The sequence below is a fragment of the Alishewanella aestuarii B11 genome, from assembly GCF_000280055.1.
GTDB classification, from domain to species: domain Bacteria; phylum Pseudomonadota; class Gammaproteobacteria; order Enterobacterales; family Alteromonadaceae; genus Alishewanella; species Alishewanella aestuarii.
This window is the reverse complement of sequence record NZ_ALAB01000028.1, coordinates 103,936-123,327: the sequence shown is the minus strand read 5'-3', so window position 1 is coordinate 123,327 and position 19,392 is coordinate 103,936. Positions and strand designations below refer to the sequence as shown.

General features: G+C 53.7%; 13 protein-coding genes and 1 riboswitch. Of the genes, 8 read left to right on the top strand and 5 right to left on the bottom strand.

The annotated features are described in order from the left end of the window. Window positions 1–10: 10 nt before the first annotated feature. Together moaA and AEST_RS17525 are read right to left on the bottom strand one after the other, a co-directional pair. Window positions 11–982 carry a GTP 3',8-cyclase MoaA gene (gene moaA / locus AEST_RS12095; RefSeq protein ID WP_008609372.1) on the bottom strand — a complete coding sequence of 324 codons (972 nt, stop codon included), beginning with the start codon at window positions 980–982 and terminating at the stop codon, window positions 11–13. Beyond that, window positions 975–1,111: riboswitch (molybdenum cofactor riboswitch) on the bottom strand. Its footprint overlaps the gene before it by 8 nt. A gap of 70 nt (window positions 1,112–1,181) precedes the next feature. Further along, a complete protein-coding gene (locus AEST_RS17525; RefSeq protein ID WP_008609369.1) occupies window positions 1,182–3,710 on the bottom strand; it encodes an EAL domain-containing protein in 2,529 nt (842 codons plus the stop codon). 220 nt (window positions 3,711–3,930) lie between these two features. On the opposite strand from AEST_RS17525, the gene trhP reads away from it, so the two are divergent. The 3 genes from trhP (at window position 3,931) to AEST_RS12080 (ending at window position 7,300) form a co-directional block, all read left to right on the top strand. Continuing rightward, a complete protein-coding gene (gene trhP, locus AEST_RS12085) occupies window positions 3,931–5,247 on the top strand; it encodes a prephenate-dependent tRNA uridine(34) hydroxylase TrhP (RefSeq protein ID WP_008609368.1) in 1,317 nt (438 codons plus the stop codon). Between the two features lies 1 nt (window position 5,248). Beyond that, the gene (locus tag AEST_RS17075) at window positions 5,249–5,440 is read left to right on the top strand and encodes a YfhL family 4Fe-4S dicluster ferredoxin (protein WP_083216207.1); all 192 of its coding nucleotides are present in this window, start codon (window positions 5,249–5,251) and stop codon (window positions 5,438–5,440) included. 69 nt (window positions 5,441–5,509) lie between these two features. Further along, complete coding sequence (locus tag AEST_RS12080) at window positions 5,510–7,300, top strand: sensor domain-containing phosphodiesterase (RefSeq protein WP_008609367.1); 1,791 nt, start codon at window positions 5,510–5,512, stop codon at window positions 7,298–7,300. A 47-nt stretch (window positions 7,301–7,347) separates the two neighbouring features. Here AEST_RS12080 and AEST_RS12075 read toward each other — a convergent pair whose 3' ends face one another. Beyond that, window positions 7,348–8,187 carry a LysR family transcriptional regulator gene (locus AEST_RS12075; protein ID WP_008609366.1) on the bottom strand — a complete coding sequence of 280 codons (840 nt, stop codon included), beginning with the start codon at window positions 8,185–8,187 and terminating at the stop codon, window positions 7,348–7,350. 149 nt (window positions 8,188–8,336) lie between these two features. On the opposite strand from AEST_RS12075, the gene AEST_RS12070 reads away from it, so the two are divergent. The 5 genes from AEST_RS12070 (at window position 8,337) to AEST_RS12050 (ending at window position 17,162) form a co-directional block, all read left to right on the top strand. After that, window positions 8,337–9,512, top strand: a complete 1,176-nt coding sequence (locus tag AEST_RS12070) for an acyl-CoA dehydrogenase (protein WP_008609363.1) — start codon at window positions 8,337–8,339, stop codon at window positions 9,510–9,512. Between the two features lie 13 nt (window positions 9,513–9,525). Continuing rightward, a complete protein-coding gene (locus tag AEST_RS12065; protein WP_008609362.1) occupies window positions 9,526–11,727 on the top strand; it encodes a thiamine pyrophosphate-dependent enzyme in 2,202 nt (733 codons plus the stop codon). Then, on the top strand, window positions 11,724–12,758 hold the full coding sequence (locus AEST_RS12060; RefSeq protein WP_008609361.1) for a malonyl CoA-ACP transacylase: 1,035 nt from the start codon (window positions 11,724–11,726) through the stop codon (window positions 12,756–12,758). Before AEST_RS12065 ends, AEST_RS12060 begins: the two co-directional genes overlap by 4 nt. 174 nt (window positions 12,759–12,932) lie before the next feature. Further along, complete coding sequence (locus tag AEST_RS12055) at window positions 12,933–14,063, top strand: efflux RND transporter periplasmic adaptor subunit (protein ID WP_008609360.1); 1,131 nt, start codon at window positions 12,933–12,935, stop codon at window positions 14,061–14,063. A gap of 3 nt (window positions 14,064–14,066) precedes the next feature. Further along, complete coding sequence (locus tag AEST_RS12050; protein WP_008609359.1) at window positions 14,067–17,162, top strand: efflux RND transporter permease subunit; 3,096 nt, start codon at window positions 14,067–14,069, stop codon at window positions 17,160–17,162. Window positions 17,163–17,226: 64 nt separating this feature from the next. On the opposite strand, the gene AEST_RS12045 is transcribed toward AEST_RS12050, so the two are convergent. Together AEST_RS12045 and AEST_RS12040 are read right to left on the bottom strand one after the other, a co-directional pair. Further along, window positions 17,227–17,844, bottom strand: coding sequence for a TetR family transcriptional regulator (locus AEST_RS12045; RefSeq protein ID WP_008609358.1), 618 nt, complete (start codon window positions 17,842–17,844; stop codon window positions 17,227–17,229). Between the two features lie 86 nt (window positions 17,845–17,930). Beyond that, window positions 17,931–19,322: a Na+/H+ antiporter NhaC family protein gene (locus AEST_RS12040; RefSeq protein WP_008609357.1), complete on the bottom strand. Its 1,392-nt coding sequence runs from the start codon at window positions 19,320–19,322 to the stop codon at window positions 17,931–17,933. Between the last annotated feature and the right edge of the window lie 70 nt (window positions 19,323–19,392).

Here is a 19,392-nt window from a genome sequence, read left to right as displayed (position 1 = left end):
AAAACGCGTGTTAGCCGCCAATTTGCGCTAAATGCCGGGTGCTGCCACTGTGCTGCTGTTGCAGTTGATGGCTCTCGGCTTTACCGGCTACTGCTTGCTGCAGAAAGCGCTCCAGGGGCGCACTGTGCTCACTTTGCAGTAAGCTGCGTAGATCCTGATAGCTGTCGGTAAACAGGCACAGATATAACTGGCCTTTGCTGGACACCCGCAGGCGATTGCAATCGGCACAGAAATCTTTGCTGTAGGGCATAATCAGGCCGATGCGGCCCTGATAGTGCGGATGAGCATATTCCAGCGCCGGGCCATCACTCAGGCCTTTTGGCAGTAACTGCCAGCCTTGGGTTTCCAACTGCTGCTGAATGCTGGCGCCGCTTAAATGCTGTCGCTGATAGAAGTTGAGGTTGTCATTGGTGCGCATCAGCTCGATAAAGCGCAGCGACACGTCCTGCTGTTTTACAAAGCTAAGAAAATCCGGCAACGCCAACGCATTATGCTGCTTTAACAGCACCGTATTGATTTTGACTTGCTGAATGCCAACGGCTTTGGCTGCGGCGACACCGGCCAGAATGTCGGCCAGTTTGTCCTGGCCTGTGACCAGATGAAAGGTTGCCGCGTCCAGGCTATCGATACTGACATTAACTGCATCCAACCCTGCAGCTTGCCAGGCAGCGACATCACGCTTTAAGCGGTAGCCATTTGTCGTCAGTGCCACTTTTTCGATACCGGGTACGGCCTTACAGGTGGCGATAATTTTTGTTAGGTCTTTACGGAGTGAAGGTTCACCACCGGTGATCCGCACTTTGCGGGTGCCGAGGCGGGCAAAGGCAGTGACCAGGCGGCGGATTTCCGGCAGCGTCAGCTCGCCGGCCCGGGAGTCGCAATCGGTGCCGTCGGGTAGGCAGTAAGTGCAGCGAAAGTTACAACTTTCGGTAACGGAGAGCCGTAAATAGGTAAAACGGCGCTGATACGCATCAATAAGCATACTAATGACACCTTTCCAGGTTGGGAAGTGAGGCCGTTTCCCGCCACACCCGGTGGTATTATTACCACGGCACACCGTTCATACCTGCAGGCAGGGTTAGAGCCGGTAGCTTCGGCGTTGTGTAGTAAGCTTAAAGTAGTGAAGCAGCTTTTGTTATTGCCATGAAGGAGCGTTTGGCTACCCCTTAGGGGGTAGGCGGTCAGTATTCAGCCGTAGTGTTACGCTTTGCCGAGAATAGCGTTAGCTCCGCAGCCGGCACCGCCGGCGAAACCAGAAAACCCTGACCTGTGTCGCAGCCGGCCGCCAGCAGAAAATCACGTTGCGCCTGTTGTTCGATACCCTCGGCTATCACTTCTAAGCCCAGTGCCTTGGCCATGGCGATAATGGCTAAGGTGATCTGACTATCACTCTCACTTTGCGGTAAATCGCGGATAAAGCTGCGATCAATTTTTAATGCATCTAATGGCAGGCGACGCAGATAAGATAACGAAGAGTAACCGGTACCAAAGTCGTCAATTGATAAACGTAAACCCAGCGCTTTCAGCTCCGTCAGTACTCCCAGGGTATAGTCCGCGTGCTCCGGGATTAAACAGCTTTCGGTTAGCTCCAGCTCCAGCAGGGAAGCATCGATATCAGTTTGCTGCAAAATCGCCCGTAGCCGTGGCAGAAAATCGATTTCCGCCAGCTGTAATGCAGAAATATTGACTGCCACCGGCAGCGCCCGTTCACCCCAGCGCCTCAGTTGATGGCAAACCTGACGTAATACCTGTTCGCCCAATTGGTGAATGAGCCCAAGTTTTTCCGCCAGTGGAATAAACAGCGCTGGTGAAATCATCCCCAGCTCCGCATCCTGCCAGCGCACCAGCGCTTCCAGGCCGATAATATCGCCACTCTGTAACGCAAATTTGGGCTGATAATAGACCTGTAGCAGTTGCTGACGCAGTGCCAGGCGCAGGGCTTGCTCCAGTTTTAGTTCTTCTTCATTTTGTAAGCCGCTACTGGCCTGATAAAAACTAAACTGATTACGGCCGGCACTTTTTGCCTGATACATGGCAACATCAGCATGTTTGACTAACAGCTCGGCATTATGACCATCTTTCGGATAAACGCTGATGCCAATACTGGTGGTTAAGAAAAACTCTTGTTCCAGCAACTGCACCGGCCGTTCAAACTGCGAAATCAGTCGCTGTGCCAGCCGCTCCAGCGATTTCACACAACTGACTTCCGGGATCAAAATAGTAAATTCATCACCACCAATACGCGCCACCGATTCTCCTTCGCGCACCGTGGCCTGTAAGCGCCTTGCTACTTCTTTTAATGCCTGATCGCCGGCCAGATGCCCCAGCGTATCGTTAATCCGTTTAAATAAATCTAAATCGAGAAACATCACCGCCAGCGTGTGTTGATGGCGATGGGCATTGGCCAGTGCCAGTTGTAGCCGATCGAAAAACATCCGCCGGTTCGCCAAGCCGGTAAGCTCATCCATATAGGCCAGTTGGTGAATTTTTTCTTCCTGCTGTTTGCGCTCGGTAATATCGCTAAAAATTGACGCATATTGCGTAATCTGGCCATCTTCGGCGCGAATGGCCGTAATGCTGAGCCACTGTGGATAAAGCTCGCCATTTTTACGCTTATTCCAGATTTCACCTTGCCAGTGGCCTTGCTCGAGCAGAGTCTGCCACATGCGGCGGTAAAAATCGGTAGTATGCAAACCGGAGCTGAGCAAGCGTGGGGTTTGACCCATTGCCTCTTCCTTGCTGTAGCCGGTCAGCTTAGTAAAGCTGGGATTCACCGACTGAATAAAGCCATGCTGATCGGTGATCATAATGCCGTCCATCGACGCATCAATCACTTTATGTGCCAGCCGTAAATAGTCGGCCGAAGTACGTAGTGCGTTATCGCGATCGCGTAGCTCCGTTTTTAGCTGTTCAATATAGGCATATTCAACATTGCGCAGAATGGCACTAAAAGACAGTAAACCACAAATATTGTCATCTTTGGTGACGCCAAGATGACGAATGCCATGCTCGGTTAACTGTTCTACCGCTTGCAGCAGCGTCAATTCCGGCGCTACCGTTAGTAGTGGTCGGCTGGCCAGCTCGCCTATTGATGACACGTCACAGTTCTCTGCCAGTAAACGCACCAAATCGCGTTCAGTGACCAACCCGTAATCATCAGCGCCAAAGCAAATAATGGCGGCGTCAGCGCGGTGATGGCGCATTTCCGCCACTGCTTCAGCCAAAGGCAAGGCGGCAGCCAAATGCAGCGGTGCCTTGTCAACACAGCTGCCAACGTCCCGAAAGCGCAGATAAAATTCAATTTTTTGCTGGCGGATAATATCGCTTTGCGTCAGTAACCCTATCGGCCGTTGTTGTGGGTCCACTACCAGCAAGCGGCGGATATTATGATTCAGCATTAAACTGGCTGCACCGCTAACCCGGGTCAAACCACTGGCACTGATCACCGGTGATGACATCACTGAGCCAACCTTGATCTCTGACGGTTTGCTGCCGGCAAAGTCTAGTTTCCGGGTGTCAGCTTCGGACCAGATGCCAGTGATCTGACCTTGCTCTTCTACCAAAATACAGCTGACGCCATGGCTGCGCATCAGCTTTGCCGCTTGTTGCAGGCTGGTTTGTGGCGGGCAGGTTAGCAAGGGCTTTTTAATCAGCTCAGCGATGGTCGGCTCGGCGTCGGTATTTTCAGTACCTAATAACAGCTCAGACATAGATTGCTCAATGTAGCAGTAAGATGGCGGTAGTATAAAAGTATCAGTTTAAGGGTTATTGATCTGGAACAAGGCTGCTTAAGAAGTGAACACAGAGATTGGACTGACCAGTATATGAAGAAAGAGTGATTTAGTCAGCTGGTGAAGCTTGCGCTGGATCAATGCAAGGTGAAAATAGCCGGTTAAAATCGGCGCCCTGATCCTGACTGAGACCCTATTGATGTTTAAACCTGAACTCTTATCACCCGCCGGCAGTTTAAAAGCAATGCGGCTGGCCTTTGCCTATGGTGCCGATGCCGTTTATGCCGGCCAGCCACGTTACAGCTTGCGGGTACGCAATAATGAGTTTGATTTAGCAGCGCTGGAAACCGGGATCAACGAAGCCCATGCCTTGGGTAAGCGCTTTTATGTGGTGGTAAATATCGCGCCGCACAATAGCAAGTTGACCACCTTTGTCCGTGATATGCAGCCGGTAGTGGCCTTAAAGCCCGATGCATTGATTGTCTCAGATCCCGGCGTAATTTTTTTGCTACGCCAGCATTTCCCAGAGCAGCCGTTACATCTGTCGGTGCAGGCCAATACCGTTAACTGGGCAGCAGTTAAATTCTGGCAAACGCAGGGCGTGCAGCGGGTGATTCTGTCACGCGAGTTAGCGGTGGAAGAAATTGCTGAAATCCGCCGCGAAGTGCCAGAGATGGAGCTGGAAGTCTTTGTGCATGGCGCGCTCTGCATGGCCTATTCCGGTCGGTGTTTATTATCGGGTTATATTAATAAACGGGATCCGAATCAGGGCACCTGCACTAACTCCTGCCGCTGGCCCTATCAGGTGCATGCCGCTGTAGAAGATGAGGTCGGGCAGTTTAAACCGATCAGTACTCCGGCGCTGCTGGAAGAGCAGGGGCGGCCGGGTGAACTGATGGCCATCGACGAAGATCTGCATGGTACCTATATTCTGAACTCGAAAGACTTACGGGCAGTTGAGCATGTGCCGGCGTTAACCGCGATGGGGATACATTCGTTAAAAATCGAAGGCCGCACCAAGTCACCTTATTATGTTGCCCGTACTGCGCAGGTGTATCGCAAGGCGATTGATGATGCGGTGGCCGGCAAGGCTTTTGATAGCAAGCTGTTAAGTGAATTGGAAGGTATGGCTAACCGTGGTTTTACTGAGGGCTTTTTACGTCGCCATAAGCCACAGGAGACGCAAAATTATGCTACCAGTCACAGTGTCGGTGAGCAGTTACTGGTTGGCGAATTTATTGGCGAGCAGGATAGTGAAGGCTTTGCGTTACTGGAGGTGAAAAACCAGTTTGCGGTTGGTGATCAGCTGATTTTAATGACGCCACGGGGTAATCAGCCGTTCCAGCTTGAAGCATTGCGTAATCAGCAGGATCAGGATCTGCTGCTGGCGCCTGGTGCCTGTTATCAGCTTAAGGTAAAGTTACCGGCGCAGGTGGTCTTGCAGCATGCTATGTTGTTAAAACAATTGCCGGTTGTTAGCCCAAAAGCGGCCGATTTAGCGACCGAGATTGTCTAAGATGACGGCCGTTATCGAGGTAAGTTGCATCAATTGCGACATGTGCGTGCCAGAATGTCCAAACGAGGCCATTAGCATGGGGCCGTTGCATTATCAGGTGGAACCATCGCGCTGCACCGAGTGCGTTGGGTTTTACGACAAACCGACCTGTATTGAAGTTTGCCCGATTGATTGCATCGAAATAGTCAGTTAACACTGTGCTTGCATTGGTGTAGTGCGATGTCTAATATGTGGTAATCAACAGGCAGCAGTTAGCCAAACCATGCAAGCACGCTTTAGTACCGAGGAAATTTTCCGGCAATTAGCCGATGTGTTAACGCAGAGCGGCTATCCGGATTTCTTAGCCACCTTGGTACAGCGATTGGCCGAAATTCTTGACGTTGAATACTGCCTGATTGCTGAAGCCTCAGCGACCTCAACCGAAGCCCGCACCATAGTGCTGTGGGGCCAGGGCCAACTGCTCGATAATATCACCTACCCGCTGCAAGGCACGCCTTGCGAAACTGTGTCGGAGCGCGAGCCTTGTGTTTATGAGCAAGGCGTCTGCCAGGTATTCCCGGACGACTCAATGCTGGTTGACCTGAAGGTCGAAAGCTATCTTGGTATGCCGATTTTAAACACCAGTGGTCAGAAGCTGGGTATTCTGAGCATTATGGCGACCAAACCACTGCAAATGCCAGATGTTGGCCGTGAAGTACTGCGGATTGCTGCAGCCCAAGTGGGTGCCGAGCTCGAGCGCACCCAAAGTGAGCGCTTTATCCGTAAACTGACCTATCGTGATAGCGTCACCCAACTGCCTAACCGGGCGCATTTGCTGGAAAAACTACAAAACTGGCCGAAAGCTGATGTCTCGACAGCGGCGCTGGGACTAGCGTTAATCGATATCAGCCGCTTTAAAGAACTGAATGACCTGTTTAGTTTTAAAGTCGGTGATGAACTTCTCGCTGCAGTTGCCAGCCGTCTGCGTCAGGATTTACCGGAGAACTGTTATCTGGCGCGTTACTCTGCCGATCAGTTTGCTTTATTAAGCCCGGTGTATTCTGTGCGGGAGCTGGAGCAATTATGCCGGCAGGTGCAAAAGCTGTTTATGTGGCCCTTTCATTGTGCCGGTAAGGATTTTGCGCTGCATGTAAATTTGGGTTGTGCCCTGGTTGCCAGCGATGAATTAAATGGTCCGGAATTGCTGCGGTTTGCCAGCATTGCGCTGGCCGAGGCGAAGAGCAGTGGTGGTGGGCTGAAAGTATTCGAGCCGTCGATGAGCCAGGCACTGAGTCAGCGGCAAATCGTGCTGGAGCGCTTTATGCTGGCGCTACGCAGTGGCAAACTCAGTTTGCACTATCAGCCGCAGATCGATTTAGCCAGTTGTCAGCTTTCCGGCGCCGAGGCGCTGTGTCGCTGGTATGATGAGGAATGGGGTTGGGTGCGGCCGGATACCTTTATTCCGCTGGCGGAAGAGCGCGGCCTGATGCCGGAGCTGGGAAACTGGGTCATGCAAACCGCCTGCCGGCAACTGAATTTATGGCAGCAAAGAGGTTATCGTTTCCCCGGACGCCTATCAGTTAACGTTTCGGCCCGGCAATTGGATAATGAACAACTGGTCAGTGATTTTGCGACTTGCAGTAGTGGTATTACACCTACTCAGATAGAACTGGAAGTCACCGAATCGTTGATTATGCGTAATCCGGAGCAGTCACTGCGACAAATGGCCGAGTTAGAAGCCATGGGTTTCAGCTGGGCCATTGATGATTTTGGCACCGGCTATTCTTCGCTGGCTTATCTGACCCGTTTTCGCGCCTCTACGCTAAAGATTGACCGCGCCTTTATCAATAATATCCCCGGTGATCACCATCATAATATGGTGGTTAAAACCATTCTGGCGATGGCAAAAAGCCTGGATATGCTAACCATTGCCGAAGGGGTGGAAACGGCAGAGCAGGCGGCCTATCTGTTGCAGCTCGGCTGTGCCCGCGCGCAGGGCTACCATTTTGGTAAACCGGTAACGGCAGAAGAGTTTGCTGAGCGTTGGTTAAAGCCGCTGGCAGTAAAATCCTGAGCTCCAAGATCCTAAGCCTAAATCCTGATAACTTTCTAAGTGTAGTGTTAAAGCGCACTACTCTGGCTACAAAGCTGCTGCAGTACCGGCAAGGCCGGATGGGCGTTGTCACTGCGATAGGCCAGGGCAATGGTGCGCTCCAGCTGCAGGCCAGCAATGGGTTTTAACGCCACATCACTACGCTCTAGTAAGTTGTCAAAATCCGGTACCAGTGCACAGCCCACCCCGGCCGATACCAGGCCCAAGGCATATTCTATGGTTTGAATATCGGCGCGCAGAGCCGGCTGAATATTGCGCCGGCTTAGCTGCGGGTACAGTAAATCCCAGGCATCACAGGGCGTGCGTTTAATCAGTGGCAGTTCCTGAAAATCGTCCAGCGTCAGCTGCGATTGCAGGCTGAGCGGCCAGGCCGGTGGCAATGCCAATAAATAGCGGTCCCGCCAGATCGGTTGTAATACTTCACCACCTTGTTGCTGCGCCGGGGTAATAATCCGCGCGTCGCAAGGCGCATCCGGCTCGACCAGGTGCAGCTCCAGCCCCGGTACCTGCTGGCTAAATTCACGCAGCAGCGCACTCATCCGCTCGACGCCTAAGGCGCGAATTAAACCGAGGCGAAAGCGTACCTTGGCGGCCGGGGCCTGAAACGAGGCTTTTAGCGAGGCCAGCTGTGCCAGTAACTTTCCGGCATGGCCATACAGCTTATCGCCTTCCTCCGTTGGGGTAACCCCTTTGGGCAGGCGCAGAAATAAACTTACTCCCAGCTCCTGCTCTAACTGCAACAGGGCCGCCGATAACGAGGGTTGGGCGACACAGCATTGGCGCGCTGCGGCGCTGATACTGCGCTGTTCATAGACTGCGACAAAGTATTTGAGTTGGCGAATATCCATAGTTAAAAGCTATAGCATATACAGAATTAATATATTTTAACTTTATATCAGGCCGCAGTAGAGTGAGCAACAGAGTAAGACGTTTTGGCGTTAACTGTCGGTTATTACAGCGAATGTCAGGCGTTTCCCATGACATAATGAGGTGTAAGATGGCGCGTCCACAATTTGATTGGCAAGATCCGTTTCAATTCTCCCAACTGTTAACCGAAGAGGAGCGGCTGATCCGTGATACCGCCCATCAGTATTGTCAGGAACGCTTACAAACCCGGGTGTTAATGGCCAACCGCGAAGAACATTTTCACCGTGAAATTATGAATGAGCTCGGCGAACTCGGCTTGCTTGGCGCGACCTTGCCGGAAAAATATGGCTGCTCAGCGGTTAACTACGTTAGCTATGGTCTGGTCGCGCGCGAAGTGGAGCGGGTTGATAGCGGTTATCGCAGCGCCATGAGTGTGCAATCCTCGCTGGTGATGCATCCCATTCATGAATACGGCACCGAAGCACAGCGACTGAAATATCTGCCCAAGCTGGCGAGCGGTGAGTGGGTAGGCTGCTTTGGTTTAACCGAACCGGATGCCGGCTCCGATCCGGCCAGTATGCGCACTACCGCCAAACGGATTGACGGCGGTTATCTGCTTAACGGCAGCAAGATGTGGATCACCAATAGCCCGATCGCCGATGTGTTTGTGGTTTGGGCTAAGCTGGACGGTGAAATTCGCGGCTTTGTGCTGGAAAAAGGCATGGCCGGTTTGTCGGCACCAAAAATTGAAGGCAAGTTCTCATTGCGCGCCTCCATTACCGGTGAAATTGTGATGGATAATGTCGCCGTGCCGGAAGATGCCTTACTACCTAATGTCAGTGGCCTGAAAGGCCCCTTTGGCTGTCTGAATAAAGCCCGTTACGGCATTGCCTGGGGCGCACTGGGTGCGGCCGAGTTCTGCTGGCATGCGGCGCGGCAATATACGCTGGATCGGATCCAGTTTGGCCGGCCGCTGGCGCAAACCCAACTGGTACAAAAGAAACTGGCCGATATGCAAACCGAGATTAGCATTGGCTTACTGGCCTGCTTACAGGCCGGCCGTTTAATGGATGCCGGTTTGCTGCCACCCGAGACCATTTCGCTGATTAAACGTAATTCCTGTGGCAAAGCACTGGAGATTGCCCGTATCGCCCGCGATATGCACGGCGGTAATGGTATTGCCGATGAATACCATGTTATTCGCCATGTGATGAACCTGGAAGCGGTGAATACCTACGAAGGTACCCATGATGTGCATGCGCTGATCCTGGGCCGGGCCCAGACCGGCTTGCAAGCCTTTAGCTAAGCCGGAGGCCAGCATGACCGAAGCCTTGCACCCCTGGTTGCAGGGGTTTTTGGCGCGCATCGAACAAGGCGCCTTACCCACACCACACTGGCCGGACAGCCTGAGCGATAGCGATCTGTACCGGCTGTGGCACAGTCAGCTTTGTAGCCGGTTACTGGATTTACAGTCACGCTTACTGCAGGCCAAGGGCCAAAGTTTTTATACCATTGGCAGTGCTGGCCATGAGGCTAATGCTGCGGTGGCCGCTGCGCTGCGCCTGAGCGATCCGGCATTTTTACATTACCGCAGCGGCGCCTTTTTTATTGAGCGTAGCAAGCAGTTACCCGGTAGCACGCCGCTGTACGATATGTTGTTGTCGTTCTGCGCTTCCAGTGAAGATCCGATCTCAGGCGGCCGGCATAAAGTGCTGGGTAGCCTGGCACTGAATATTCCGCCGCAAACCAGTACCATTGCTTCGCAATTACCAAAAGCGGTCGGAACTGCTTTTGCCATTGATCTTAGTAAGCGGCTTGGCCAGCCCGGTAACTGGCCGGAAGATGCCATAGTGGTCTGTAGCTTTGGTGATGCTTCGGCCAACCACTCGACGGCACAGGGCGCCATTAACTCAGCCTGTTGGGCGGCCTATCAGCATGTGCCGCTGCCGATTTTGCTGGTCTGTGAAGACAATGGCCTAGGGATTTCCACCCCGACACCGCAAGGCTGGATCGAGCAAAGCCTGGCTGAGCGGCCAGAGCTGCGCTACTTTGCTGCTGATGGCAGTGATTTAGCCGAAACACTGCGCGTCGCCAAGGCGGCCGCACACTATGTCCGCAGCAAACGCGCACCGGCACTGCTGCATCTATCGACGGTACGCTTATTTGGTCACGCCGGCGCCGATGCAGAAGTGGCCTATCGCAGCAAACAGCAAATTGAAACCGAGCTGGAGCAGGACCCGTTATTAGCCAGCAGCGGTATGCTACTCAGTCGTGGTATCTTATCGCAGGCCGCGTTGTTACAAAGTGTGCAGCAGTTGGCGGCGCAAATTGCCCGCGTTGCTGCCGTGGCCAGTAGCCGGCCCAAACTAACCAGCGCTGCCGCCGTGATGGCCTCGATTGCGCCGAATTATCCCGCTTTACCGACACCGCCGTTGCCGCTGCCAGCTGTGCGACAGGCGTTATTTGCCTTTGACCAGCATAACCTGGGTAAAGGCCAGCATTTAGCCAAGCTGTTAAACTGGGCGCTGCACGATCTCTTTGCGCAATATCCACAAACTCTGCTATTTGGCGAAGATGTCGGCAAAAAAGGCGGTGTTTATGGCGTATCGCAGCATTTGGTCCATGCTTTTGGCGCCAACAGGGTGATTAATACCCTGCTCGATGAGCAAAGTATTCTTGGGCTGGCGATTGGCTTGGCGCAGCAGGGCTTTTTGCCTATTCCGGAAATTCAGTTTCTGGCCTATGTGCATAATGCCGAGGATCAGATCCGTGGCGAAGCGGCAACGCTGCCGTTTTTCTCCAATGGCCAGTACCATAATGCGATGGTGATCCGCATAGCGGGTCTGGCCTATCAGCGCGGCTTTGGTGGTCACTTTCACAATGATAATTCCTTTGCGGTGTTTCGCGACATTCCGGGCATTATTCTGCTCTGTCCGTCTAACGGCGCTGATGCGGTGCTGCTGCTGCGCCAGGCGGTTCAGCTGGCCTACCAGCAAAAGCGGTTGGTGATCCTGCTTGAGCCGATCGCGCTCTATATGACGCGGGATCTGTTACACCCAGGCGATGGCTTATGGCTTTGCCAATACCCAGAGCCAGATCAGCCGTTGCCTGCGCTCGGCGAGCCGGGCGTGTATGGTGAGGGGGAGCAGCTGGCGGTAATTAGCTATGCCAATGGTTATTACTTAAGTCGCCAGGCGTTAGCGGAATTACCGCAGCAGGCAGCGGACATCCGCTTACTTGACCTGCGCTGTCTGGTGCCGCTGCATATCGACGCCATTATTCAGGCGCTGGGCCCTTGTCGCAAAATTCTGCTGGTGGATGAATGCCGCCGTCGCGGTTCACTGAGCGAAGAGCTGTTTACACTGCTACATGAAGCGCGGCTCGGGTTGTATCAGATCCAGCGTATTACCGCTGAAGATAGCTTTATTCCACTGGGGGCAGCCGCCTATCAGGTGCTGCCATCGAAAGCGCAAATCAGCAGTGCCATGCAGCAGTTACTGACTGCGGAGGTGTTAGTATGAGTGGTAAAAAAACCGCCGTCGTTGTTTGCCCCGGTCGTGGCAGCTATAACCGCACTGAGCTGGGCTATCTCAAGCAGGTCGCCGCCGACAGTCGCTGGCTTAAGCAATTTGATGCGGTGCGGGAGCAGCTCGGGTTAAGCACGGTAACGGCGCTGGATCAGGCGCCGGCCTTTAGTAGTCGCGAGCATTTAAAAGCCGAGAATGCAGCAGCGTTGATTTATAGCTGTGGTATCGCTGATTTTGCGGCCATTGATCGCGAACAGCTGGAGATCGTGGCGGTAACCGGCAATTCGATGGGTTGGTATACTGCGCTCGGCTGTGCTGGTGTCTGGCAGGGCGACAGTCAGATGCAGCTGGTCACCGGTATGGCGCAGCTGACGGCGGAGGCGGCCGGGGCGCAGTTTATCTATCCGCTGGTTAATAGCGACTGGCAGCCCGATGCCGCAAAACAACGCGCCGTAGCAGAGCAGCTATGGCAACATCAGGGCGCGCTCTTTATGTCGATAGTGTATGGCGGTTACGCGGTGCTGGCGGGAACGCAGCAGGCGGTACAAGCCGCGATGCAGGCCCTGCCGCCCTGTGATGAGCGTTTTCCGCTATTGTTACCCGGCCATGCCGCCTTTCATAGTCCACTGATGCAACCGGCCTCAGATCAGGCGATGAGTCGCTTTGCCGAGCCACTGTTTCACCCGCCGCAAATCCCGCTGATTGATGGCCGCGGTCAGATTTGGCCGGCCGGTTTAGCCCAGGCCGCGGCACTAAAAGCCTATACCCTTGGCGATCAGGTCTGTCAGACCTATCACTTTAGCAAGGCTATTGAGGTAGCAGTAAAAGAGTTTGCGCCGGATCACCTGATCTTACTGGGCCCTGGCAGTAGCCTTGGTGGCGCCGTCGCACAAAGTCTGATTGCGATTAACTGGCACAACTGGCAAAGCAAAGCCGATTTTAGTCAGGCGCAGCAGGCAGACTCTCCCTTTGTCATTAGCATGGGATTGGTGGAGCAACGCCGCTTAGTCAGTTCATTGGCCTAAGATCGTACAGCGGGTCAACAGACTCGCTGCTACACTTTATCCCGCACTTAACGCCATTAAACGCAGCACGGATTTTCTGCGCTTGAAAACATACAAACCTGTATGTATATTGTTGGGTAAACTAGGGCAGGTAAAACCTACCATTGATTAATTCTTCCATCTGCAAGGGCAAGCATGCGGCAATTTCAAGTTATTCTGCGCAATAGCAGCGTTTTCGTGATCCTAATTGGCCTGTTAACTGGTTGCAGTGAACCGGCTCCGCAAGCGTTAGCCGCTCCCGGGTTACCGGAGGTCGGGGTCTATCAGGTTCAATCGCAGTCATTAACTCAAGTTACGGAATTACCCGGCCGTACCACCGACTTCCGACAGGCAGAAATCCGGCCGCAGGTCAGCGGTATCCTGCAAAAACGGCATTTTACTGAAGGCCAGCAGGTGGCTGCCGGTGAACTGTTATATCAGATTGATCCGGCGCCTTATCAGGCGGCACTTGCCACCGCAGAGGCCAATTTAAGCCGGGCGCAGGCAGCCGCAACCAATGCTGAGCAGCGTCTGAAACGGTTACAGGGGCTGCTCGCTTCGCAAGTGGTCAGTCAGCAGGATGTCGATGATGCGCGCGCCACCTTATTGCAAGCTGCGGCCGAAGTGCAAGCCGCAACAGCGCAGCGGCAGGTGGCACAGATTAACCTGAACTACACCCGCATTACTGCGCCTATTGCCGGTCAAATTGGCCGCTCGCTGGTCACCGAGGGCGCGCTGTTAACTGCAAATCAGAGCGAAGTATTAGCTACTATCCGACAACTTGAGCCTATCTACGTTGATTTAACGCAATCAAGTAGTGAAATGCTGCAATTGCGGCGACAAATTCAGCATGACGGGCAGCAGATTGTCAGCGTAAGCCTGGAGCTGGAAGATGGTAGTCAATATCCGGCACAGGGCGAATTGCAGTTCTCCGAAGCCAGTGTCGACCCCAGCACCGGTATGGTGACCTTAAGGGCAGTATTCCCCAATCCGGATGGGCTGCTATTACCCGGCATGTTTGTCCGCGCCAGTCTGGCACAGGCCGGACAGACGAATGCGGTACTGGTACCGCAAGCGGCAGTAAAGCGTTTGCCTAAGGGCGCAACTCAGGTATTAGTGGTGAATAATCAGCAACAGGTTGAAGCCCGACAAGTTACCCTCGGTCGCAGTTATCAGCATTACTGGGTCGTGCAGGAAGGGCTGGCCGCCGGTGAGCAGGTGATTGTCGCCGGCTTACAAAAAGTACAGCCGGGTGCTCAGGTGAAAGCGGTAGTGGTGCAGGAGTAACCAATGGCAAATTTCTTTATCAGCCGGCCGATCTTTGCCTGGGTTATCGCCATTGTAATTATGCTGGGTGGTGCCTTATCGATAATGCAGCTGCCGGTAGAGCAGTATCCTCGGATCGCGCCACCGGCGGTAACCATTTCCGCCAGCTATCCGGGCGCCTCAGCGCAAACCGCGGAAGATGCAGTAACTCAGGTGATCGAGCAGGCGATGACCGGCCTGGATAACCTGATGTATATGTCGGCGCAAAGTGATTCGTCCGGTAATATCAGTTTAACCCTGACTTTTGAAACTGGCACTAACGCCGATATTGCGCAGGTCCAGGTACAGAACAAGCTACAGCAGGCCATTCCATTATTGCCGCAGGAAGTGCAGCAACAAGGGGTGCGGGTAGCCAAGTCCAACGGCGCTTTTTTGATGGTGGTGGCCTTTATCTCGGCCGATGGTAGTCTGAACCGCGATGATATTGCTGACTATGTGGTCGCTAACGTACGGGATCCGCTCAGCCGTACCCCCGGCGTCGGTAATGTCACAGTATTTGGTAGTCAGTATGCGATGCGGATCTGGCTGGATGCCGCTAAGTTAAACCAGTTTAATCTGACACCGGCTGATGTTACAGCGGCGGTGAGGGTGCAAAATAATCAGGTCACTGCCGGCCAGTTAGGCGGCGCACCGGCTTTAGCTGGCCAGCAGTTTAATGCCCCAATACTGGCGCAAACCCGCTTAACCTCAGCCGAAGAATTTGCCGATATTCTGCTGCGGGTGAATGCTGATGGCTCTACCGTGAAACTGGCTGATGTGGCCCGGGTTGAGCTGGGTGGCGAGAACTACGCCGTTATGGGCCGCTTTAATGGTCAGGAAGCCACCGGCATTGCGATTGAGCTGGCCACCGGCGCTAATGCTCTGGATACGGCAGCAGCAGTGCGGCAGCGGTTGGAAGAGTTAAAACCTTACTTTCCGGCTGGCCTGGTCACCGAAATTCCGTATGACACCACACCCTTTGTCGAAATTTCCATTACCTCAGTGGTGCAAACGCTGATTGAAGCAGTGATTCTGGTGTTTTTGGTGATGTACCTGTTCCTGCAGAATTTCCGCGCGACCCTGATCCCAACCCTGGCAGTGCCGGTGGTGTTACTCGGCACCTTTGGCGTGATGGCCGCCTTTGGCTTTTCGATTAATACCCTGACCATGTTTGGTATGGTGTTGGCCATCGGCTTGCTGGTTGATGATGCAATCGTGGTGGTGGAAAACGTTGAGCGGGTAATGACTGAAGAAGGCCTGCCACCGGAGGAAGCAACCCGTAAATCGATGGGGCAGATCACCGGCGCGTTGATTGGCATTGGTCTGGTATTGTCGGCAGTCTTTGTGCCGATGGCGTTCTTTGGTGGCGCCACCGGCGCTATCTATAAGCAGTTCTCGATTACTATCGTTACGGCGATGGCGCTGTCGGTACTGGTAGCGTTGATCTTTACCCCGGCGCTGTGCGCCACCATGCTCAAAGCTGGCCACTTACCGCCCAATAAGGGGTTCTTCGGTTGGTTTAACCGCAACTTTGAACGCAGTAACAAAGGCTATCAGCGCGGCGTGGCCGGCATGTTACAGCGGCCCGGCCGCTCGATGCTGGTATATGGCGCCATAGTGGCCATTATGGCGGTAATGTTTGTACGCTTGCCGACCTCCTTTTTGCCGGAAGAAGATCAGGGCATTTTTCTTAGCATAGTGCAGTTACCAACAGGTGCCAGTCTGGAGCGCACCGAGGCGGTAATGGATAAAATCAGCCAACACTATCAGCAGGATCCGGCCGTTATTTCTGCGTTTACCGTCAGCGGCTTTAGTTTCGCCGGCCGGGGGCAGAACGTTGGTTTAGCCTTCGTACGGTTAAAAGACTGGTCTGAACGTGGGCCGGAAGATAGTGTGCAGGCCGTAATAGGGCGAGCCTATGGTTTTTTCAGCACCATTAAAGAGGCGCAGGTGTTTGCCTTTAACTTACCACCGATCTCAGAGTTAGGACGGGCGACCGGTTTTAATCTGTATTTACAGGACCGCGGTGGCCTTGGCCATGAAGCGCTGCTTAATGCCCGTAATCAGTTATTGGGCATGGCGGCAAAAGAGCCGACGTTAATGCAGGTGCGGCCAAATGGTATGGAAGATGCGGCCCAGTTACAAATTGACGTGGATCAGCTAAAAGCTCAGGCGTTGGGTGTATCGCTAAGCGAAATTAACCAAACGTTGGCCATTGGCTGGGGCTCGGCCTATATCAATGATTTCGTCGACCGCGGCCGGGTGAAAAAGGTCTATGTACAGGCTGAGCCGGAATTCCGGATGACGCCGGAAGATCTGAACAAATGGTATGTCCGCAATAAGCAGGGCCAGATGGTGAACTTTAGCTCCTTTGCCAGCAGCCGTTGGGAGTATGGTCCGCAGCGTCTGGAACGCTATAACGGGGTCAGCGCCATGGAAATTCAGGGGGAGCCGGCGCCTGGCGTCAGCTCAGGCGATGCGATGGCGACCATGGCGCAACTGGTGCGGCAATTACCGGCCGGTATCGACTTTGAATGGACTGCAACCTCGTATCAGGAAAAGCTGTCTGGCTCGCAGGCACCGGCCTTATATGCACTGTCGATCCTGGTGGTCTTCCTCTGTCTGGCGGCGCTGTATGAGAGTTGGTCGGTGCCTTTTGCCGTGATCTTAGTGGTACCGCTGGGGATTTTCGGCGCGCTCTGTGCCGCCTATTTGCGTGGTCTGGGCAATGATGTCTATTTTCAGGTCGGGTTATTAACCACTATGGGGCTGGCCTCGAAAAACGCCATTCTGATTGTCGAGTTTGCCCGCGAGCTGCAGCAACAGGGCCGTGAACTAAAAGCCGCCATTATCGAAGCTGTCCGCTTACGCTTAAGGCCCATTATTATGACGTCAATGGCGTTCTCATTAGGGGTACTGCCGTTGGTGATCAGTAGTGGCGCCGGCTCTGCCAGTCGCAATGCGATTGGTACCGGTGTACTCGGCGGCATGATCTCTGCGACTGTGTTGGCGGTGTTTCTGGTGCCGATATTTTACTACGTGGTGATGCGCTTCTTTGCGGCTAAGCCGCGTCTCGCGTAAAGCGTGTCACGACTTAAAGGTTTGTACCTTTGCCAGTCTGTTTAGCGGGAAGGATTCCCAGCTTTCAGACTGGCTTTTTTATGCCGTTTAGCATCAGATCGATAAAGGCCGCAGCCTGCTTCAGATCGCAGAAATCGGGTTTCAGCAGATATTTACGGATCAGACCACCCAGATAGGCATGAATGGCACAGGCCGCCAGATCCGGATCGACATCGGCTTGCAACATGCCGGCACTCCGGGCACGTTGTAAGGCGCGGCTGATAATGGCATTGGCTGTTTTATCCAGCTCCTCCTGGCGCGACACCGCCGGATTTAGCTCATCAATATATTCACAGCGTAAGAATACGATCGATAAGACCCGGAAGTGCCGTTCACTGCTGCTGATCAACGTTAACGACCGGATCAGAAAATCGCGCAGTTGTGCCAGCGGATCGCCCTGCTGCAGCATATCGAGCTGGCCGAGCATTTGCTGAAAGGGCAGCCGGATCCGCTCCAGCATGGCGCTGAACAGTGCTGACTTATTCTCAAAATGCCAGTAAATAGCACCGCGGGTGACGCCGGCAGCGGCGGCAATTTTTTCCAGCGTGGTACGGGATACGCCATGCTGAAAAAACAACTGTTCAGCCGCATCCAGAATCAGTTCGCGGGTGGCTTCGGCTTCAGCTTTGGTTTTACGGGCCATAGACAGGACTTCTTGACTTTTTAACAACGGCCCCGGCAGTGTAGCACGTTGTCGTGGCGGACACTAATACCGGGGCGCGGCACGGCTTAAATCATCATCCAGCCAGTCAGGGTAAAGGCGAGCAGGGCCAGCAGGCCACAAAACAGCGCATAAGGCAGCTGGGTTTTTACGTGCTCCAGCAAATCACAGCCGGCAGCAACCGAGCTGACTGCGGTACTGTCTGAGATTGGTGAGCAGTGATCGCCGAAAATGCCGCCACTTAAAATGGCCGCTAATACCAACTGGGGTGGTAACTCCAGCAAAGTCACCATTGGCATACCAATAGGTACCAGGATCGCAAAGGTCCCCCAGCTGGTGCCGGTAGTGACGGAGATCAGTGAACCGGCCAGGAACAGCAATGCCGGGATCAGAAAATGCGGCACACTCTGATCAACCATGCCAGCGATCACGGCGCCGGTACCTAACATCTTTAAACTGGTACCCAGCGCCATCGACAGCAGTACTATGGTAACCACAGGTAATAGCTCTGAGATGCCTTTAAAACCGATATTCACCAACTGCTGGTGCTGAAAGCGCCGGCTAAACAGCATCATGCTATATGCCACCAGACACGCCAACACAGTTGCATACAGCACCGATTTGGAACCTGAACCCTGCACCAGATTACCGTTACCGGTTAGCAGCATAAAGGCGACCATCGAAAACACCAGTGTTAATAACGGCACCAACATATAAGACGGGTGACTGGCGGGGGTGTCAATTTCGGTATGATCGGCCAGCCGGTTTTGCTGCTGCTCAGCGCGGCGCAGTGGGCCATACACCTTACCGCTAATAATGGTGTACAGCACCACTGCCAGCGTAAACAGCGCATAAAAGTTCAGTGGAATAGTGCCCAGCAGCACAGACACAGCCGGCACCGATAATTCATAGGTGCTAAGCAGCCCCAGCACATAGGCACCCCAGCCATTGAGCAAAATAATGATACAAATTGGCGAGCTGGTACTGTCGATAATATAAGCCAGCCGGGCCCGGCTCATGCCAAATTTATCAAACAGGCCACGGGTACTGATCCCCTTGGTCAGCGAGCTTAAATTCGATTCAATAAAGGTAAAGAAGCTGATGCCAAAGGTTAGCAAACCGGCCTGGCGTCCGGTGCGGGCTACCCCTTTGCGGATCAACAGCTCCACCGTCGCCGTTACCCCACCGGAATAGCGTAAATAGGCCAGTAAGCTGCCGACCAGTAACGAGAACATCAGAATACGGGCATTACCGGCATCCGCCGTAACCTCGACAATCCGCTCCAGGGTCTGGATACTGCCGTTTAACAGTAAACTGGCGCCCAGTCCCTGGCCTTGCTGGATAAAGATCAGCAATTCCGCAGTACAAAGCGACAACAACAGCGCCAGGATCACTTCCTTGCGCCACAACACCACGGCAATAGCGACGATTGCCGGTAACAGGGTAAGCCAGTCTGACACGAAATCCTCCGTTGGCGGGGTCGGTCTGCCTTATTTGCCGGGGTACTGAGCCGATAGTGGGGTAGGGTAC